The organism is Polaromonas sp. P1_F4 (genome assembly GCF_056405675.1).
Map to the genome: position 1 here is coordinate 569,380 of NZ_JBFUBP010000001.1, position 16,157 is coordinate 585,536.

At 60.6% G+C, this 16,157-nt stretch carries 15 protein-coding genes; 10 read left to right on the forward strand and 5 right to left on the reverse strand.

What is annotated here, in order from left to right:
* Positions 1 to 16: 16 nt before the first annotated feature.
* Positions 17 to 652 carry a GntR family transcriptional regulator gene (locus tag AC1DYQ_RS02735; RefSeq protein WP_477685465.1) on the reverse strand — a complete coding sequence of 212 codons (636 nt, stop codon included), beginning with the start codon at positions 650 to 652 and terminating at the stop codon, positions 17 to 19.
* A gap of 220 nt (positions 653 to 872) precedes the next feature.
* Here AC1DYQ_RS02735 and scpA point away from each other — a divergent pair, with 220 nt between their 5' ends.
* From scpA to AC1DYQ_RS02780, 9 genes are read left to right on the forward strand one after another with little or no spacing between them, the layout of a single operon-like run.
* A complete protein-coding gene (gene scpA, locus AC1DYQ_RS02740; protein WP_477685466.1) occupies positions 873 to 3,038 on the forward strand; it encodes a methylmalonyl-CoA mutase in 2,166 nt (721 codons plus the stop codon).
* A gap of 7 nt (positions 3,039 to 3,045) precedes the next feature.
* Complete coding sequence (locus AC1DYQ_RS02745) at positions 3,046 to 3,522, forward strand: GNAT family N-acetyltransferase (RefSeq protein WP_477685467.1); 477 nt, start codon at positions 3,046 to 3,048, stop codon at positions 3,520 to 3,522.
* 20 nt (positions 3,523 to 3,542) lie between these two features.
* Positions 3,543 to 4,037 carry a hypothetical protein gene (locus AC1DYQ_RS02750; protein ID WP_477685468.1) on the forward strand — a complete coding sequence of 165 codons (495 nt, stop codon included), beginning with the start codon at positions 3,543 to 3,545 and terminating at the stop codon, positions 4,035 to 4,037.
* Positions 4,038 to 4,041: 4 nt separating this feature from the next.
* On the forward strand, positions 4,042 to 5,061 hold the full coding sequence (meaB, locus tag AC1DYQ_RS02755) for a methylmalonyl Co-A mutase-associated GTPase MeaB (protein ID WP_477685469.1): 1,020 nt from the start codon (positions 4,042 to 4,044) through the stop codon (positions 5,059 to 5,061).
* Positions 5,058 to 5,930 carry an alpha/beta hydrolase family protein gene (locus AC1DYQ_RS02760; RefSeq protein WP_477685470.1) on the forward strand — a complete coding sequence of 291 codons (873 nt, stop codon included), beginning with the start codon at positions 5,058 to 5,060 and terminating at the stop codon, positions 5,928 to 5,930. Before meaB ends, AC1DYQ_RS02760 begins: the two co-directional genes overlap by 4 nt.
* A 31-nt stretch (positions 5,931 to 5,961) precedes the next feature.
* On the forward strand, positions 5,962 to 7,494 hold the full coding sequence (locus AC1DYQ_RS02765) for an acyl-CoA carboxylase subunit beta (protein ID WP_477665768.1): 1,533 nt from the start codon (positions 5,962 to 5,964) through the stop codon (positions 7,492 to 7,494).
* 7 nt (positions 7,495 to 7,501) lie between these two features.
* Positions 7,502 to 8,188, forward strand: coding sequence for a hypothetical protein (locus AC1DYQ_RS02770; RefSeq protein WP_477685471.1), 687 nt, complete (start codon positions 7,502 to 7,504; stop codon positions 8,186 to 8,188).
* Between the two features lie 26 nt (positions 8,189 to 8,214).
* Positions 8,215 to 10,266, forward strand: coding sequence for an acetyl-CoA carboxylase biotin carboxylase subunit (locus AC1DYQ_RS02775; protein ID WP_477685472.1), 2,052 nt, complete (start codon positions 8,215 to 8,217; stop codon positions 10,264 to 10,266).
* A complete protein-coding gene (locus tag AC1DYQ_RS02780) occupies positions 10,263 to 10,739 on the forward strand; it encodes a VOC family protein (RefSeq protein WP_477685473.1) in 477 nt (158 codons plus the stop codon). The genes AC1DYQ_RS02775 and AC1DYQ_RS02780 overlap by 4 nt, the downstream gene beginning before the upstream one ends.
* A gap of 7 nt (positions 10,740 to 10,746) precedes the next feature.
* Here the strand turns inward: AC1DYQ_RS02780 and rsxB are convergent, their stop codons facing one another.
* Both rsxB and AC1DYQ_RS02790 read right to left on the reverse strand, forming a co-directional pair.
* The gene (rsxB, locus tag AC1DYQ_RS02785) at positions 10,747 to 11,436 is read right to left on the reverse strand and encodes an electron transport complex subunit RsxB (RefSeq protein WP_477685474.1); all 690 of its coding nucleotides are present in this window, start codon (positions 11,434 to 11,436) and stop codon (positions 10,747 to 10,749) included.
* 51 nt (positions 11,437 to 11,487) lie between these two features.
* Complete coding sequence (locus AC1DYQ_RS02790; protein ID WP_477685475.1) at positions 11,488 to 12,900, reverse strand: polyhydroxyalkanoate depolymerase; 1,413 nt, start codon at positions 12,898 to 12,900, stop codon at positions 11,488 to 11,490.
* A 271-nt stretch (positions 12,901 to 13,171) separates the two neighbouring features.
* On the opposite strand from AC1DYQ_RS02790, the gene ygiD reads away from it, so the two are divergent.
* Entirely contained in the window at positions 13,172 to 14,026 is an 855-nt protein-coding gene (ygiD, locus tag AC1DYQ_RS02795; RefSeq protein ID WP_477685476.1) for a 4,5-DOPA-extradiol-dioxygenase, read from the forward strand.
* Between the two features lie 133 nt (positions 14,027 to 14,159).
* On the opposite strand, the gene AC1DYQ_RS02800 is transcribed toward ygiD, so the two are convergent.
* Positions 14,160 to 14,759, reverse strand: a complete 600-nt coding sequence (locus AC1DYQ_RS02800) for a nucleotidyltransferase family protein (protein ID WP_477685854.1) — start codon at positions 14,757 to 14,759, stop codon at positions 14,160 to 14,162.
* The gene (locus AC1DYQ_RS02805; RefSeq protein ID WP_477685477.1) at positions 14,756 to 15,952 is read right to left on the reverse strand and encodes an amino acid aminotransferase; all 1,197 of its coding nucleotides are present in this window, start codon (positions 15,950 to 15,952) and stop codon (positions 14,756 to 14,758) included. The genes AC1DYQ_RS02800 and AC1DYQ_RS02805 overlap by 4 nt, the downstream gene beginning before the upstream one ends.
* Positions 15,953 to 16,157 lie beyond the last annotated feature (205 nt).

Here is a 16,157-nt window from a genome sequence, read left to right on the forward strand (position 1 = left end):
CCGGAAGGCCGGGTTGTCAGGCCGCCGCTTCCAGTCCGTTCCTGAAGTGCTCCCGCATGCGCTGCGCGGTGGCATTCGCGTCGCCTGACGACAGCGCCTGCATGATGGCGCGATGCTCGGCAAGCGACTCTTCAATGCGGCCACTTTTGAGCAGCGAGTTGTGGCGGTTGAGCTTCATGACCTTGCGCAGGTCGGCCACCATCTGGTCGCGCCAGCGGTTGTTGGCGATTTCCAGCAGGCGCATGTGAAAGGCTTCATTGATCTCGAAGAACCGCTCACGGTTGCCGACGGCTTTCTCCAGTTCGTTGTGCAGGCCTTGCAACTCTTTTAACTGGGCAGGCGTGGCCTGTGCGGCCACAACACCGGCCGCGTCGCTCTCCAGCAGTGCAAGCAGGTGATACACGTCGGTCAGGTCCCGCTCGGACACTTCGGTCACATAGGCGCCACGGCGCACTTTCATCGTGACCAGGCCTTCGGTGGCCAGCACTTTCAGGGCTTCGCGCAGCGGTGTGCGGCTGATGCCGTATTCCTCGGCCAGCTTGAGTTCGTCAATCCAGCTGCCCGGCGTCAGCTCGCGGTTGAAGATACGCTGGCGCAAGAGCTCCGCCACTTCTTCGTAAAGCGCTCGAGGGGTCAGGGACACTGCGGCCATGGGCATAAAGGTTTTTTTTGAATGTGCGAAAGCTTCGAGTGGGCGCTGCTTTCGATCAGCGCTGCACGCGAGTTAGTGGGCATCTTACTTTAAATTGAATTTTGCATCAATAATTATAAATGATGTAAACTTGACCGGATTCATGACTTCCTCTCATGCTGAGCCTATGCTGTTCTATCGCAGCACCCGGCGTGAAGACCCGTTACGGTAAACCCATCCCATGTCCAAGCCCAGCAAAGAACCTGAATTTCCCGCAGCCAGCCTCGATGCATGGGTCAGAGCCGCTGCTAAATCAGCGCCCGGCGGCGATGTCGGCGCGCTGAACTGGCAGACGCCGGACGGCATCAGCGTCAAGCCGCTGTACACCGCTGAGGACACCAAAGACCTGCCTCATACCGACACCCTGCCGGGCTTTGAGCCCTTCATCCGCGGCCCACAGGCCACCATGTATGCGGTGCGCCCCTGGACGATTCGCCAGTACGCCGGCTTTTCCACGGCCGAGGAGTCGAATGCTTTCTATCGCAAGGCTTTGGCCGCGGGCGGGCAGGGCGTGTCGGTGGCGTTCGACCTGGCCACGCACCGCGGCTACGACAGCGACCATCCGCGTGTGACCGGCGACGTGGGCAAGGCCGGTGTGGCGATTGACTCAGTCGAGGACATGAAGATCCTGTTCGACCAGATCCCCCTGGACAAGGTCAGCGTCTCCATGACCATGAACGGCGCGGTGCTGCCGGTGCTGGCGGGTTATGTGGTCGCGGCCGAAGAGCAGGGCGTGAGCCAGGAAAAATTGAGCGGAACCATACAGAACGACATCCTCAAGGAGTTCATGGTCCGCAATACGTACATCTTTCCGCCCCAGCCCAGCATCCGCATCATCGGCGACATCATTGAATACACGGCGCAGAACATGCCCAAGTTCAATTCGATCTCGATCTCGGGTTATCACATGCAGGAAGCCGGCGCCAACCAGGCGCTGGAATTGGCCTTCACGCTGGCCGACGGAAAAGAGTATGTGAAGACCGCGCTGGGCAAGGGCCTGGACGTAGACGAATTTGCCGGGCGCCTGAGTTTTTTCTGGGCCATCGGCATGAACTTCTACCTTGAAGTCGCCAAGATGCGCGCCGCCCGCCTGCTGTGGTGCCGCATCATGAAGGGCTTTAACGCCAGGAGCCCCAAGAGCCTGATGCTGCGCACGCACTGCCAGACCTCGGGCTGGAGTCTGACCGAGCAAGACCCTTACAACAACGTGGTGCGCACCACCATCGAGGCGATGGCTGCTGTCTTTGGCGGCACGCAAAGCCTGCACACTAACTCGTTTGATGAAGCGATTGCGCTGCCCACCGAGTTCAGTGCCCGTATCGCCCGCAACACCCAGCTCATCATCCAGGAAGAAACCCACATTCCTCACGTGATCGACCCCTGGGCCGGCAGCTACATGATGGAAAAGCTCACGCAGGACATGGCTGATGCCGCCTGGGCCATCATCGAAGAAGTCGAGGCCATGGGCGGCATGACCAAGGCCGTCGACAGCGGTTGGGCCAAGCTCAAGATCGAAGCGGCTGCCGCTGAAAAGCAGGCGCGCATCGACAGCGGCAAGGACGTCATCGTCGGTGTCAACAAATACAAGCTCAAAACCGAAGACGCCATCGAGTCGCGCGATATCGACAACGTGGCGGTGCGCGACGGGCAGATCACAAGGCTCAAAGCCATCAAGGCCAGCCGCGACAACGCAGCGGTGCAAGCGGCACTGGACGCCTTGACGGCCGCCGCTGAAAATAACAACGGCAATCTGCTGGACCTCAGTATCAAGGCCGTGCGCCTGCGCGCCACGGTGGGTGAGGTCAGCGATGCCCTTGAGAAAGTCTACGGGCGCCACCGCGCCGATACCCAAAAGGTGACTGGTGTGTACGCTGCCGCTTATGACTCCGCCGAAGGCTGGGAAACCCTCAAGACAGAAATCAACGCGTTTGCTGAAGAGCAGGGCCGCCGCCCACGCGTGATGATCTCCAAACTTGGCCAGGACGGTCACGACCGGGGCGCCAAGGTGGTGGCCACAGCCTTTGCCGATTTGGGCTTTGACGTGGATATGGGACCGCTCTTTCAGACACCCGAAGAGTGCGCCCGCCAGGCGATTGAAAACGATGTACATGCCGTGGGCGTCTCTACGTTGGCAGCCGGCCACAAGACACTGGTGCCTGCCATCATCGCCGAGCTCAAGAAGCAGGGTGCCGACGACATCATCGTGTTTGTCGGCGGCGTTATTCCGCGGCAAGACTACGAGATGCTGTACGAAGCCGGCGTGAAGGGCATCTACGGCCCGGGCACGCCGATCCCGGCCAGCGCCAAGGATGTGCTGGAACAGATTCGCAAAGCTGTTGCGAAGTGAGTGTGTGGTGACGGACATCAGTTCCCGCCTGTCCTTGCAGCCGGTTATCGCCGGTGATTTCGAGGAGATGCTGGCCTTGCGCATCGATGCCATGCGCCCCAGTCTGGAGCGCGTCGGCCGCTTTGACTTTGCGCGCTCGCGAGAACGTTTGTCAGCCGGTTTTTTGCCGCAGTACATGCAGCACATCCTGCTCGGCGGCGAGCGTGTGGGTTTTTTCACGCTCAAGCCTGAAGGCGAAGCGGCCCTGCGGCTTGATCACCTGTATTTGCGCAGCAGTGCCAGTGGCCAGGGTGTAGGTTCGTGGGTGCTGCGGCGGGTGCTGGCCCAGGCACACGAGCGCGGCCTGGCTGTCAGGTTGACTGCCCTGAAAGAAAGCGATGCCAACCGCTTCTATGTGCGCCACGGCTTTGTGTTGCGAGGCGAAGAGGGCGTTGACTTGCACTATGAGTGGCCAGTCACGCCAGTCACGGAGACGGCAACGTGATGGCCGCACGGAGGCTCAGTTTGATCGTGCTTCTTGCTGGCGCGTCAAATGCGTATGCAAACCCCCAAGAAGTGTGGATCAGGACAACCAAGGCCGACCCAGCGTTGATTTGCAGCGAATTGCAGTCGTCTTTTCCGAAAAAGTTAAGTGCGGCTGTCGCTTTAGGCGGTGTGAAAAATCAGGCGATCGAGTCGACCGCGGAATACTGCGAACCGGAAAATACCTGCGAGATAAGGACGCTCGACTTTCCAGGGTTGAACGCCAGGTTGCTGGTAACGAAGAAGTCGCAGGCCATAAGCGTTTTGACCTTGAAAGTGAACGAAGCCCGTTGGCGCTTTTTCAGGAAAATTCAAATGGGGGAGACGCTTTCATCTGTTGGCCAGAAATTTGGAGTCTCGATCAATTCCAGGATGCCTTCCCCTATAAAACTGGTGGGAGAGTGCGCCGGCCTGATGCTGGGGCACAGGAATGGACGGGTCACCAGCATTGATATTGATTGTCAGGCCTGCTGGTAAAGCGATGAGTGACCTGACCACCCTGCTAGACGGCGATGCTATGGCCCAGCGCCGCGCTATCGCCAAAGCCATTACCCTGCTCGAATCCACCCGTGCCGACCACCGCGCCCAGGGCGATGAACTGCTCACGGCCCTGTTGCCGCACACCGGCAAGTCTTTCCGCCTGGGCATCAGCGGCGTGCCCGGTGTGGGCAAGTCCACCTTCATCGAGGTACTGGGCCTGTACCTGATCACCCAGGGCCACCGTGTGGCCGTGCTCACGATCGATCCTTCTTCTTCCGTCTCAGGCGGCTCCATCCTGGGCGACAAGACCCGCATGGAAAAGCTCTCGGTGCATGACCGTGCCTACATCCGTCCCAGCCCTTCCAGCGGCAACCTGGGCGGTGTGGCCGAGAAGACGCGAGAGGCCATGTTGGTGTGCGAGGCCGCCGGGTACGACGTGGTGATCGTAGAAACTGTCGGTGTGGGGCAGAGCGAAACCGCCGTCGCCAATATGACCGACATGTTTGTGCTGATGCAACTACCCAATGCCGGCGACGACCTGCAAGCCATCAAAAAAGGCGTGATGGAGTTGGCTGATCTGGTCATCATCAACAAGGCCGACATCGATGCCGACGCGGCGATGCGGGCCGAGGCGCAGATCACTTCGGCCATGCGCTTGTTTGGTCTCGTCAATAACGCCATGGGCAGTGAACAGGCGGCGAACTTTGACAAGACCTGGCACCCGCAGGTCATCCAGCTCAGCGCGCTTCACAACAAGGGCGTGGACGTGTTCTGGAAGGCCGTGACCCAGTTCAAAGCCCTCCAGACCACCAACGGCCAGCTGGCAGCGCGCCGCCAGCAGCAGTCGCTGGCCTGGATGTGGGAACGCATTGATGCGGGCCTCAAGCAGGCTTTCCGTCAAGACCCACAGGTGCGCGAGCGTTTGCCCGGCCTGCTGGCCGAAGTGGCGCGCGGAAAAGTGGCGGCATCGACAGCCGCCAGGAGCTTGCTGGCCCTGGCATCCAAAGGGTGGAACGCATGAAGAAAATCACCATTCTTTGCGCGCTGCTTCTGCAGGCCTGTCTGGCCTGGGCGGGCGGCATGGTTGCGGGCGAGCCGCAAAGCTTTGTCTTCACGGACAAAGGCTATTTCGCGGACAAGCCCGTCACGGTGCATTACTACAAGGCGCGCAGCGCTGGTCCGGATGCGCGGGTGATGATGGTGATCCACGGCGCGGAGCGGCAGGGCTCGCGCATGCGCGACAACTGGATGCCCTTTGCGGAGAAAAATAAACTCATCGTGCTGGCCCCGGAGTTTGACGAGGCGCGGTTTTCTTCCAGGTTGTTCAACATGGGCGGCATTGAAAGCCGTGATCGTGCCCAGTGGTCTTTCCAGATCGTCGAGCATCTTTTTGATTTTGTCCGTGCTGGTGAGGGCCTCGCGGCGAGCGACTACCTGCTGTTCGGCCACTCGGCAGGTGGGCAGTTTGTGCACCGCTTCATGCTGCTGACCGAGGCACCCCGCGTTTCAGTCGCCGTGGCGGCCAATGCCGGCAGTTACACCATGCCCCGCTATCCAGGTCTGATGGAAGACAAATTCCCTTACGCGCTTAACGAAAGCATTGTCAGCCCCGACAAACTCAGGCAGGTTTTTGCCCGCAAGCTGATCGTGCTGCTCGGTGAAACTGACATAAAAACCGATGAGGCCAACCTTCCCAAGGCCAGGCAAGCCACCGCCCAGGGCGTGAACCGCTTTGAGCGCGGCACCCACTTCTTCGAGCAGGCCCAGACGCAGGCGCAGAAGCTGGGCACCCCCCTGGCCTGGGAGCGTGTCACCGTGCCGGGCGTGGGGCATGACTCACGCCGTATGAGCCAGGCCGCCGCGCGCCTTTTGTTTGAACCCGTTAAATAAATTTCACCGTCCCACCATTGCGGAATACACCATGCAAGAAATCCTTGAACAACTCGAAAAGAAACGCGCTGCGGCGCGCCTGGGCGGCGGGCAAAAGCGCATCGATGCGCAACACGGCAAAGGCAAGCTGACGGCGCGCGAGCGGCTGGAACTGCTGCTCGACGAAGGCACGTTTGAAGAATGGGACATGTTTGTCGAGCACCGCTGCACCGACTTCGGCATGGAAAACAACAAGGTTCCCGGCGACGGTGTGGTCACTGGCTACGGCATGATCAACGGCCGTTTGGTGTTTGTCTTCAGCCAGGATTTCACCGTGTTCGGCGGTGCCCTGAGCGAAGCCCATGCCGAGAAAATCTGCAAGGTGATGGACCAGGCCATGAAGGTGGGCGCACCTGTTATTGGCCTCAACGACTCGGGCGGCGCCCGCATCCAGGAGGGCGTGGCTTCGCTGGGCGGTTATGCCGATGTGTTTCAGCGCAACGTGATGGCCAGCGGCGTGATTCCGCAGATCAGCATGATCATGGGGCCGAGCGCCGGCGGCGCCGTGTATTCCCCCGCCATGACCGACTTCATCTTCATGGTCAAGGACAGCTCCTACATGTTTGTCACGGGTCCTGAGGTCGTCAAGACCGTGACCCACGAGGAAGTCACGGCCGAGGAGCTGGGCGGCGCCACCACCCACACCACGCGCAGCGGCGTGGCCGACCTGGCATTCGAGAACGACGTCGAGGCGCTTCTGATGCTGCGTCGCCTGTACAACTACCTGCCGCTGAACAACCGCGAAAAGGCTCCGGTGCGCCCCAGCGCCGACCCGGCTGGCCGCATGGACCTCAGCCTGGACACGCTAGTGCCCGAGAACCCGAACAAACCGTACGACATGAAGGAGCTCATCGTCAAGACGGTGGACGACGGCGATTTCTTCGAGATCCAGCCCGAGTACGCGAAAAACATCATCATCGGCTTTGCCCGCATGGAAGGGCAGACGGTCGGCATCGTCGCCAACCAGCCGCTGGTGCTGGCCGGTTGCCTGGACATCAAAAGCTCCATCAAGGCCGCACGCTTTGTGCGCTTTTGCGATGCCTTCAACATTCCGGTGATTACCTTTGTCGACGTGCCCGGCTTCATGCCCGGCACATCACAGGAGTATGGCGGCATCATCAAGCACGGCGCCAAGCTGCTGTATGCCTATGCCGAATGCACGGTACCGAAGATCACTGTCATCACGCGCAAGGCCTATGGCGGCGCTTATGACGTGATGAGCTCCAAACATCTGCGCGGCGACGTCAACTTCGCCTGGCCTAACGCCGAGATTGCCGTGATGGGCGCCAAGGGCGCGGTGGAAATCATCTTTCGTGAAGACAAGGGCGACCCGGCCAAGCTGGCTGCCAAAGAGGCCGAATACAAGGCTCGCTTTGCCAACCCATTCGTCGCGGGCGCGCGTGGGTTTATCGACGACGTGATCTTGCCGCATGAGACGCGCAAGCGCATCTGCCGTTCGTTGGTGATGTTGCGGGACAAGAAGATTGAGAACCCGTGGCGCAAGCACGGCAACATCCCGCTGTGAACGTAGCATGATCAGCCACTATCCCCGATTCCGCGAAGGCGCGGCACCCGGCCTTGTGCCCAAGCTGGGCGGCTTGCCCTGGGGGCTGCCCGCGCATCTTTGGCCCATTTGCAAGGAGTGCGGGCGGGCCATGAGCCATCTTGCGCAACTGCCGGCCGCTGTTCCTGAACTTCCGCTCGCGGATGGCGAAGTGCTGTTCCTTTTCAAGTGCGAGTGGGACAGTATCTGCAGCTTCTGGGAGTCTGATGCCGGCGCAAACGCCGCCTTCACGATGCCGCAAAGCCAACTGGGCACGCTTGCAACCGACCCGCCCGCCGCTGCCAGTGACGGGCTGCCGGCTGTGCTGTCCGAGTTGGGCGTCGTGAGCTGGCGCACTGACGACGATGGCGCGCCGCCCGAGCTCGAAGAGGCCTTTTACGATTACACCCGCCACTTTGAGCTGCCGCCGGAGCTTGGACACCCCCACGACTGGGAGAGCCCCTGGTGCACCAAAAGTGGAGGCGTTCCCTATTGGACCGCCAACGGTGCGCAGCAGATGCCGCCCGGCCGGCTGTTTCTGCAGATTGACAACTGGGTAGAACTGGAGAGTGGCAGTGCGGCCGAGGTCGCCAACTTCTGCTCGGACGGCATCGCTTACGTGTTTGTCGATCGCTCACAAAATCCACCGATTTACACGATGTTTATCAACCGCTGAGGCGGTTAACGAAGACAGGCTCAATGATGTTTAAAAAAATACTGATCGCAAATCGAGGTGAGATCGCCTGCCGGGTCATCAAGACAGCCCGCAAGATGGGTATCCAGACCGTTGCCGTCTATTCTGACGCCGACAAGGACGCGCGCCATGTCGAACTGGCGGACGAAGCCGTCAACATCGGCCCCGCGCCCAGCCGTGACAGTTATCTGCAGGCCGACAAGATCATCGCGGCCTGTAAGCAGACCGGCGCGCAGGCGGTGCACCCCGGCTACGGCTTCCTGAGCGAGAACGCGGGCTTTGCCAAGCGGGTCGAGGAAGAGGGCATCATCTTTATCGGTCCCAAGCACTATTCGATTGCCGCCATGGGCGACAAGATCGAATCGAAAAAGCTGGCCGGTGCGGCGGGTGTGAATTGCATTCCCGGCGTGAACGATGCGATTGAAACGGCCGAGAAGGCGGTGGAGATTGCCAAGGGCATCGGTTACCCGGTGATGATCAAGGCCTCGGCCGGCGGCGGGGGCAAGGGCTTGCGGGTGGCCTTTAACGACAAGGAAGCATTCGAAGGTTTCACGAGCTGCCGCAATGAAGCGAGGAACAGCTTTGGCGACGACCGCGTCTTTATCGAGAAATTTGTCGAGGAACCTCGCCATATCGAGATTCAGCTGCTGGGTGACAGCCATGGCAATGTGGTTTATCTCAATGAGCGAGAATGCTCCATCCAGCGGCGTCACCAGAAGGTGATTGAGGAGGCGCCGTCGCCTTTCATCAGCGACGCGACGCGCAAGGCCATGGGCGAACAGGCGGTGGCCTTGGCCAAGGCCGTGAAGTACCAGAGCGCTGGCACGGTGGAGTTTGTGGTCGGCAAGGACCAGAGCTTTTACTTCCTCGAAATGAACACCCGCCTGCAGGTGGAGCACCCGGTGACGGAATGCATCACGGGGCTGGACCTGGTGGAGCTGATGATTCGCGTGGCGGCTGGCGAGAAACTACCGATTGCGCAGAAGGATGTGCAGCGTAACGGCTGGGCGATTGAGTGCCGTATCAACGCCGAAGACCCGTTCCGCAGCTTTTTGCCTTCCACCGGACGGCTGGTGCGCTTTCAGCCGCCCAAGGAGACCATGTTTGCGGCCGACATCTCGCAGCTGTACGGTGTGCGTGTCGACACCGGCGTGCAGGATGGCGGCGAGATCCCGATGTTTTATGACTCGATGATTGCCAAGCTCATCGTGCACGGCAAGGATCGCAAGGAGGCGATTGCCAAGATGCGTGAGGCGCTTAATGGTTTTGTGATCCGCGGCATCTCCAGCAACATTCCTTTCCAGGCGGCTTTGCTGGCGCACCCGAAGTTTGTGGCGGGCGACTTCAATACCGGCTTCATCGCCGAAAACTACAGCAAGGGCTTTCACGCCGAAGATGTGCCGCATGACGATCCTTCGTTCCTGCTGGCGCTGGCTGCTTACGTCAATCGCCGCATGCTGGGCCGTGCCGCCGGCATCAGCGGACAGCTGCCGGGCCATGGCGTGACGGTGGGGGAAGAGTTCGTTGTGGTGAGCCTGGGCGCTGCGGGGCAGAACACGCAACACCCTGTCACTGTACGAAATTATCAAGCCCAATCGGGCTCCGGCACAGTCGATACGGGCGCCGGTAGCTATGAAATTTGTAGCAACTGGCATCTGGGCGGCGCGCGCATACGCGGCACGGTGAATGGGCAGCCTTTCGCCGCGCAGGTGGAGCGCGGTGTGGGCCGCAACCCGCTGGCCATCCGCATTGCGCACAACGGCACACGGCTGGATGCGCTGGTGCTGTCGCCGCGCGCGGCGCAGCTGCATGCGCTCATGCCCTACAAGGCGCCGCCGGACATGAGCCGCTATGTGCTCTCGCCCATGCCGGGCTTGCTGGTGGATGTGGCCGTGCAGGTGGGTCAGAAAGTGCAGGCCGGTGAGCGCGTGGCCGTGATTGAGGCGATGAAGATGGAGAACGTGCTGTTTGCCGTAGCCGACGGCGTGGTCGGCAAGGTGCTGGCGGCCAAGGGCGAATCGCTCAGCGTGGACCAGCCGATTGTGGAGTTCCAGGCATGAGTGCCACTCGACCCTTCAAAGTGCTGGGCATCCAGCAGATCGCCATTGGCGCCACCAGCAAAGACCGGTTGCGCACGCTGTGGGTCGACATGCTGGGCCTGGAAGTCACCGGCAATTTCGTGAGTGAACGCGAGAACGTCGACGAAGACATCTGCGCGATCGGCAGCGGTCCTTTCAAGGTCGAGGTCGATTTAATGCAGCCGCTGGATGTGGACAAGAAACCCGCGGTGCACACCACGCCGCTGAACCATGTGGGCCTGTGGATCGACGACCTGCCCAAGGCTGTGGAGTGGCTGACAGCCAAGGGCGTGCGCTTTGCACCCGGCGGGATTCGCAAGGGCGCCGCGGGTTTTGACATCTGCTTTCTGCACCCCAAGTCGAACGACGAGTTTCCCGTATCGGGCGAGGGGGTCTTGATCGAATTGGTTCAGGCGCCAAACGAAGTGATCAAGGCGTTTTCCGTGCTGGGCTGAAGCCGGCTTATGGTTTCTTGCCGCCCGCTTCGCGCTGCGCCCGGGCGCGTGCCAGCGCAGCTTCGATTACTGCGCGCTTGCGGTCTGCCACGGCGGGGTCGGCCTCGGGACGCGCGGCCAAAGCCGGCAGGGGAATTGGCTGCGGATTGACGGATTTGGTTGCACTCTTACCTTCAGGGCTGGCGCCTTTGCGGCCTCGGAGCTGATGGAATTCATAGCGTGCTTTGGCTGTGTCGGCCTCTTTTGGAGACCAGGCACTCCAGCCAGTGCGCGTGCCGGTGACGTTTTCCAGGCTGATGCAGTCCACCGGACAAACCGGAATGCATAGCTCACAGCCTGTGCACCAGGGCTCGATGACGGTGTGCATCATCTTGTTGCTGCCCATGATGGCGTCGGTCGGGCAGGCCTTGATGCACAAGGTGCAGCCTATGCACCAGTCTTCATCGATGAAGGCAACAGCGCGCGGGCCTTCGGTGCCGTTGGCAGGATTAAGGGGTTGCACGGGCTGGCCCGTGATGCTTGAGAGGCGCTGCACGCCTTCAGTGCCGCCCGGCGGGCATTGGTTGATGGCGGCGCCAGCTGAAGCAATGGCCGTTGCGTAAGCCGCGCAATCGGGATAACCGCAGCGGGTGCACTGGGTTTGGGGCAGGGCGGCGTTGATGCGCTCGAAAAGGCTGGAGTCGGAGGGGGAGATCACCCGCCTATTGTCCTACCAGTCATGACCCACTCTACCTGCTTGCCGCCGCCTTCAAGCCTTCTTGCTGCGCACTGCTTTTTTTGCCGCCGGCTTTGCTGCGGCCTTCGGGGCGGCTTTGGCGGCAGGCTTTGCTGCTGCGGTGCGCACTGGTTTTGCTATCGTTTTGGTAGCTGCTGGCGCACGCTTGGCCTGGGCTGGAGCCCGATTGTTCTCAAGAATGAATGCCTTGACCTGCGGATAGACAATCTCGCGCCAGCGGCGGCCGCTGAAAATCCCGTAGTGGCCCGCACCCTTGACTTCCAGGTGCTTTTGCAGCGCCTTGGGGATGTTGTGGCAAAGACCGTGTGCCGCCTCGGTCTGACCGGAGCCCGAGATGTCGTCCAGTTCGCCTTCGACCGTGAAGTGGGCGGTGGTCTTGATGTCTTCGGGCCGCACACGCTCGACCTGACCGTCCACGCCCTTGACGTCCCAGGTGCCGTTGACCAGCTTGAACTCCTGGAACACCGTTTTGATGGTGTCGAGGTAGTAGTCGGCGTCCATGTCGAGCACGGCGTTGTACTCGTCGTAGAACTTGCGGTGCGCTTCGGCACTGGCGTCATCACCTTTGAGCAGGTCCTTGAAGTAGTCGTAGTGGCTGCTGGCGTGGCGGTCCGGGTTCATCGCGACGAAGCCGGTGTGCTGCAAAAAGCCGGGGTAGACGCGCCGGCCAGCGCCCGGGAAGTTGCTGGGTACGCGGTAAATCACATTGTTTTCAAACCACTCGTAGCTCTTGTTCATGGCCAGGTTGTTCACGGCCGTAGGCGATTTTCGGGCATCGATCGGGCCGCCCATCATGGTCATGCTCAGGGGCGTCGCTTCGCCTCGGGAGGCCATCAGCGACACGGCAGCGAGCACCGGCACAGTGGGCTGGCAGACGCTGATGACGTGGCAATTGCCGTAAATACCCTGGAGGTGGCGAATGAATTCCTGGACGTAGTTGACGTAGTCGTCCAGGTTGAATGAACCTTCGGAAAGCGGCACGGTGCGCGCATTTTTCCAGTCGGTGATGTAGACCTTGTGGTCTTTGAGCATGGTCTTGACTGTGTCCCGGAGCAAGGTGGCATAGTGGCCCGACAGCGGCGCCACGATCAGCACGGCGGGCTCGCCCTTCAGGCCTGTCAGCGTGGCGGGATCGTCGGTGAAGCGCTTGAAGCGGCGCAGCTCGCAAAAGGGCTTGTCGATTTCCACGCGTTCGTGGATGCTGACCTCGGTGCCGTTGACATCCACCGTCCGGATGTCAAAAGCCGGTTTTTCGTAGTCTTTGCCCAATCGGTAAATCAGGCTGTAGCCGGCAGCGACGCGTTGTGCAAACGGGTTTTGGCCCATGGGCGACAGGGGATTGCCGTAGAGCTTTGCAGCGGCTTGCGCAAAGTCGACAAAAGGCTCCATCAAGGTGCGTTGGGCTTCATAGACTTGGTACAGCATCGGGGTCGACCTTGGGTTTAGGGTTACTTCGGTAAATCGTAATATGTTGCAGTGCAATATAACAGGGGGTTGCCGCACTGATTTGAGGATAACCACCAATACCGGGCGGTTTTCACACTGTTGACGCCAAAAGCACCACGATGGTGCTGGCCTGGCTTGCGAACCGAGAAACCGCCACCACCTGCGGGATTGAAAGAACACATACCATTCTGCCTGCAGCCGGTGGTTTTTGCCCGCCCTGAAGCTGCAGCCCTTCAACAGGAAAAACAACATGCTTCCCCCGATTGACGTCTCCGCGCTGGACCAGCTGGCCTCCCTGAAGAAATCAGACCGTATGCCGGTGCTTTTTGTGGGCCACGGCAGCCCGATGAACGCCATCGGCGACAACGAGTACCGGCGCAGCTGGCAGGCGCTGGGCGCCGAATTTGGGTCGAAATTCCCCAGGCCGCAGCTGATTCTGTGCATTTCCGCCCATTGGCTGACCGAAGGCTGGTGGCTTACGGCCATGGACAAGCCTAAAACCATCCACGACTTTGGCGGCTTTCCGCAGGAGCTCTTCGACCAGCAATACCCCGCGCCCGGCGACACGGCGGCGGCGCAGGTGATCAGCCAGCTGGTCAGGCAGCGCGCATCGGCGCCGCTCGGCCTGGACGAAGGCGAATGGGGGCTGGACCACGGTGCCTGGTCGGTGCTCAAGCCCATGTTTCCCGATGCGGACATTCCGGTCATCCAGCTCAGCATGGATTACAGCCGGGCGCCCGACGAGCACTATGCGCTGGCAAAGCAGCTGAAGGCCTTGCGGGATCGCGGCGTGCTGATCGTGGCCAGCGGCAATATCGTGCACAACCTGCGCCAGATGCAGCGTGGGGCTGCGGGCAACCAGGCTTACGACTGGGCGCTGGAGTTCGACCAGACGATCGGTGGCTATCTGCAGCAGGGCAACCTGGACGCACTGCAGAACTTCCAGAAGCTGGGGCAAGTGGCGAAGATGGCGCACCCCACCCATGAGCACTACCTTCCGCTGCTGTACACGGCGGGCGCGGTGGATGCGAAGGAGCCGATACGGTTTTTCAACACCAGCTTCCAGGCCGGCTCGATTTCCATGCGGTCGGTTGTTTGGGGATGAGTCTGTTGGAGCGGAGTGTCAGGTAGCTTGAGGCGCTATTGAATTGATAGCTGCTTGCGCCCGTCAGTCATGGGCTGTAACCTGTTTTGACTGAGAAATATTTGGGTTTTACCGTTGCCGCGTCTTGGGCCAGTCAGGCCACTTGCGGATGGATAACCTGCAGCCAGCTCCAGCGATCCTGATAAGCCTTCGCTTTTTGCTCGAACAACGGCAGGTGGTTGCACAGCGGGTTGGGGCTCAGTTTGCCTTGGTACAACTGCGCCAGTCCGTTGGGCGCATAAAGCTCTACATCCGCCAGCTCCGCAGTATTTGCCTTCAAGCCGACGCAGGTGCAGCTCACCAGAAACCGGTTAATACCATCGCGGGAGCTTTGCAGGGCGGGGTAGGGGAAACCGAAATACTCCTCATACCAGGTATGGACCCTGGCCTGGTTTTTGGCTTCCACCACAATGCCCCGGCCCGCAAAGCGGGCGCTGACACGTTCATTGACGGCTGCTTCGCCCGCGCCTGAAAGGTCGGCAGGATCAAAGTAAAACAGGTCGTAGTCTTTGATGTGGGCTTCGGGCGGCTGCCCCGAATGCAGGTTCCAGATTGTCTGGAAGAGGCATCCCGCCACCAGCCATGCGTCGGGCAGTCCCAGCGCAGGCAGGTGTTCCAGAATGAACCGGTTGTGGCGGTTTTTCAGCGCGTCCCGGATGAATTCGTCCGGGCTTATGGCGTCAGAGGGGATCAGACGACCTTGGCAATCGACGCGCAGACGTAGTCGATGTTCTTGCTGTTCAGGGCGGCCACGCACATGCGGCCGGTGTCGGTGCCGTAAACGCCGAATTCATTGCGCAGGCGCACCATCTGGTCCTTGTTGAGGCCGGAATAGCTGAACATGCCGATTTGCGCGGTGATGAAGCTCATGTCCTGCTTGACGCCGGCGGCCTTCAGGCCGTCCACGAGCTTTTGGCGCATGGCCTTGATGCGCACGCGCATTTCCGCCAGTTCCTGCTCCCATTGGGTGCGTAGCGCGGGGGTATTGAGCACCGTGGCCACCACCATGCCGCCATGGATCTGCGGGTTGCTGTAGTTGGTGCGAATGACCAGCTTGAGCTGCGACAGCACGCGGTCGGCTTCGTCTTTGGATTCGCAAAGCACCGACAGGGCGCCCACGCGTTCGCCGTAGAGGCTGAAGCTCTTGGAAAAGGACGTCGACACGAAAAAGCTCAGGCCGGCAGCCACAAATTTACCGATGACGGCGCCGTCTTCCGCAATGCCGTGGCCAAAGCCCTGGTAGGCCATGTCGAGGAAAGGCGTGAGCTTGCGCGCCTTGACGGCGGCGATCACCTGGTCCCACTGGGCCGCGGTGATGTCGTAGCCGGTCGGGTTGTGGCAGCAGGCATGCAGTACGACGATGGTGCCTTCGGCGGCGGCATTGAGGGCGGCGAGCATCCCGTCGAAGTTGACGCCGCGCTTGGCTGCGTCATAGTAAGGGTAGCTTTCAACCACGAAACCGGCCTGACTGAAAAGCGCGCGGTGGTTTTCCCAGCTTGGGTCGGAAATCAGCACCTTGGCATTGGGGCTGAGCTTTTTGAGGAAGTCGGCGCCCACCTTGAGGCCGCCCGTGCCGCCTATGCCCTGTACGGTGGCGACGCGCCCGCTCTTGACGGGCTCGCTGTCCGCGCCGAAGACCAAGCCCTTGACGGCCGCGTCGTAGGCGGCAATGCCGTCGATGGGCAGGTAGCCGCGGGCCTTGGGGTCGGCCATCATCTGCTTCTCAGCCGCCTGAACGCACTGCAGCAGGGGGAGTTTGCCGTTATCGTCGTAGTACACGCCTACGCCCAGGTTGACCTTGGCGGGATTGGGGTCGGCATTGAACTGCTCGTTCAGGCCCAGGATGGGGTCACGCGGGGCCATTTCGACAGCGGTAAACAAAGACATGAAATATCCTCAGAGAAGTGAAAAGAAGGCGAAAGCGACGATAGGGGGTTCAGGTCACGGATTTAGGTCACAAGCTGACCGGAAAAAAGGCTACAAGAGGTGTCAAAAAGGCGATAGCGGGGCAACTACAAGGCGAATGGGGATTGCAATTTCCATTTTCGGCCGAATGTCGTATTCTGTTTGGTTGCCCTGAATTTTAACGGGG

Coding starts and splice junctions, on each gene's coding strand:
- ygiD (WP_477685476.1), top strand. CDS start 13,172: ATGCTTCCCCCGATTGACGTCTCCGCGCTGGACCAGCTGGCCTCCCTG.
- scpA (WP_477685466.1), top strand. CDS start 873: ATGTCCAAGCCCAGCAAAGAACCTGAATTTCCCGCAGCCAGCCTCGAT.
- AC1DYQ_RS02760 (WP_477685470.1), top strand. CDS start 5,058: ATGAAGAAAATCACCATTCTTTGCGCGCTGCTTCTGCAGGCCTGTCTG.
- AC1DYQ_RS02790 (WP_477685475.1), bottom strand. CDS start 12,900: ATGCTGTACCAAGTCTATGAAGCCCAACGCACCTTGATGGAGCCTTTT.
- AC1DYQ_RS02770 (WP_477685471.1), top strand. CDS start 7,502: ATGATCAGCCACTATCCCCGATTCCGCGAAGGCGCGGCACCCGGCCTT.
- AC1DYQ_RS02765 (WP_477665768.1), top strand. CDS start 5,962: ATGCAAGAAATCCTTGAACAACTCGAAAAGAAACGCGCTGCGGCGCGC.
- AC1DYQ_RS02735 (WP_477685465.1), bottom strand. CDS start 652: ATGGCCGCAGTGTCCCTGACCCCTCGAGCGCTTTACGAAGAAGTGGCG.
- meaB (WP_477685469.1), top strand. CDS start 4,042: ATGAGTGACCTGACCACCCTGCTAGACGGCGATGCTATGGCCCAGCGC.
- AC1DYQ_RS02805 (WP_477685477.1), bottom strand. CDS start 15,952: ATGTCTTTGTTTACCGCTGTCGAAATGGCCCCGCGTGACCCCATCCTG.
- AC1DYQ_RS02780 (WP_477685473.1), top strand. CDS start 10,263: ATGAGTGCCACTCGACCCTTCAAAGTGCTGGGCATCCAGCAGATCGCC.
- AC1DYQ_RS02775 (WP_477685472.1), top strand. CDS start 8,215: ATGTTTAAAAAAATACTGATCGCAAATCGAGGTGAGATCGCCTGCCGG.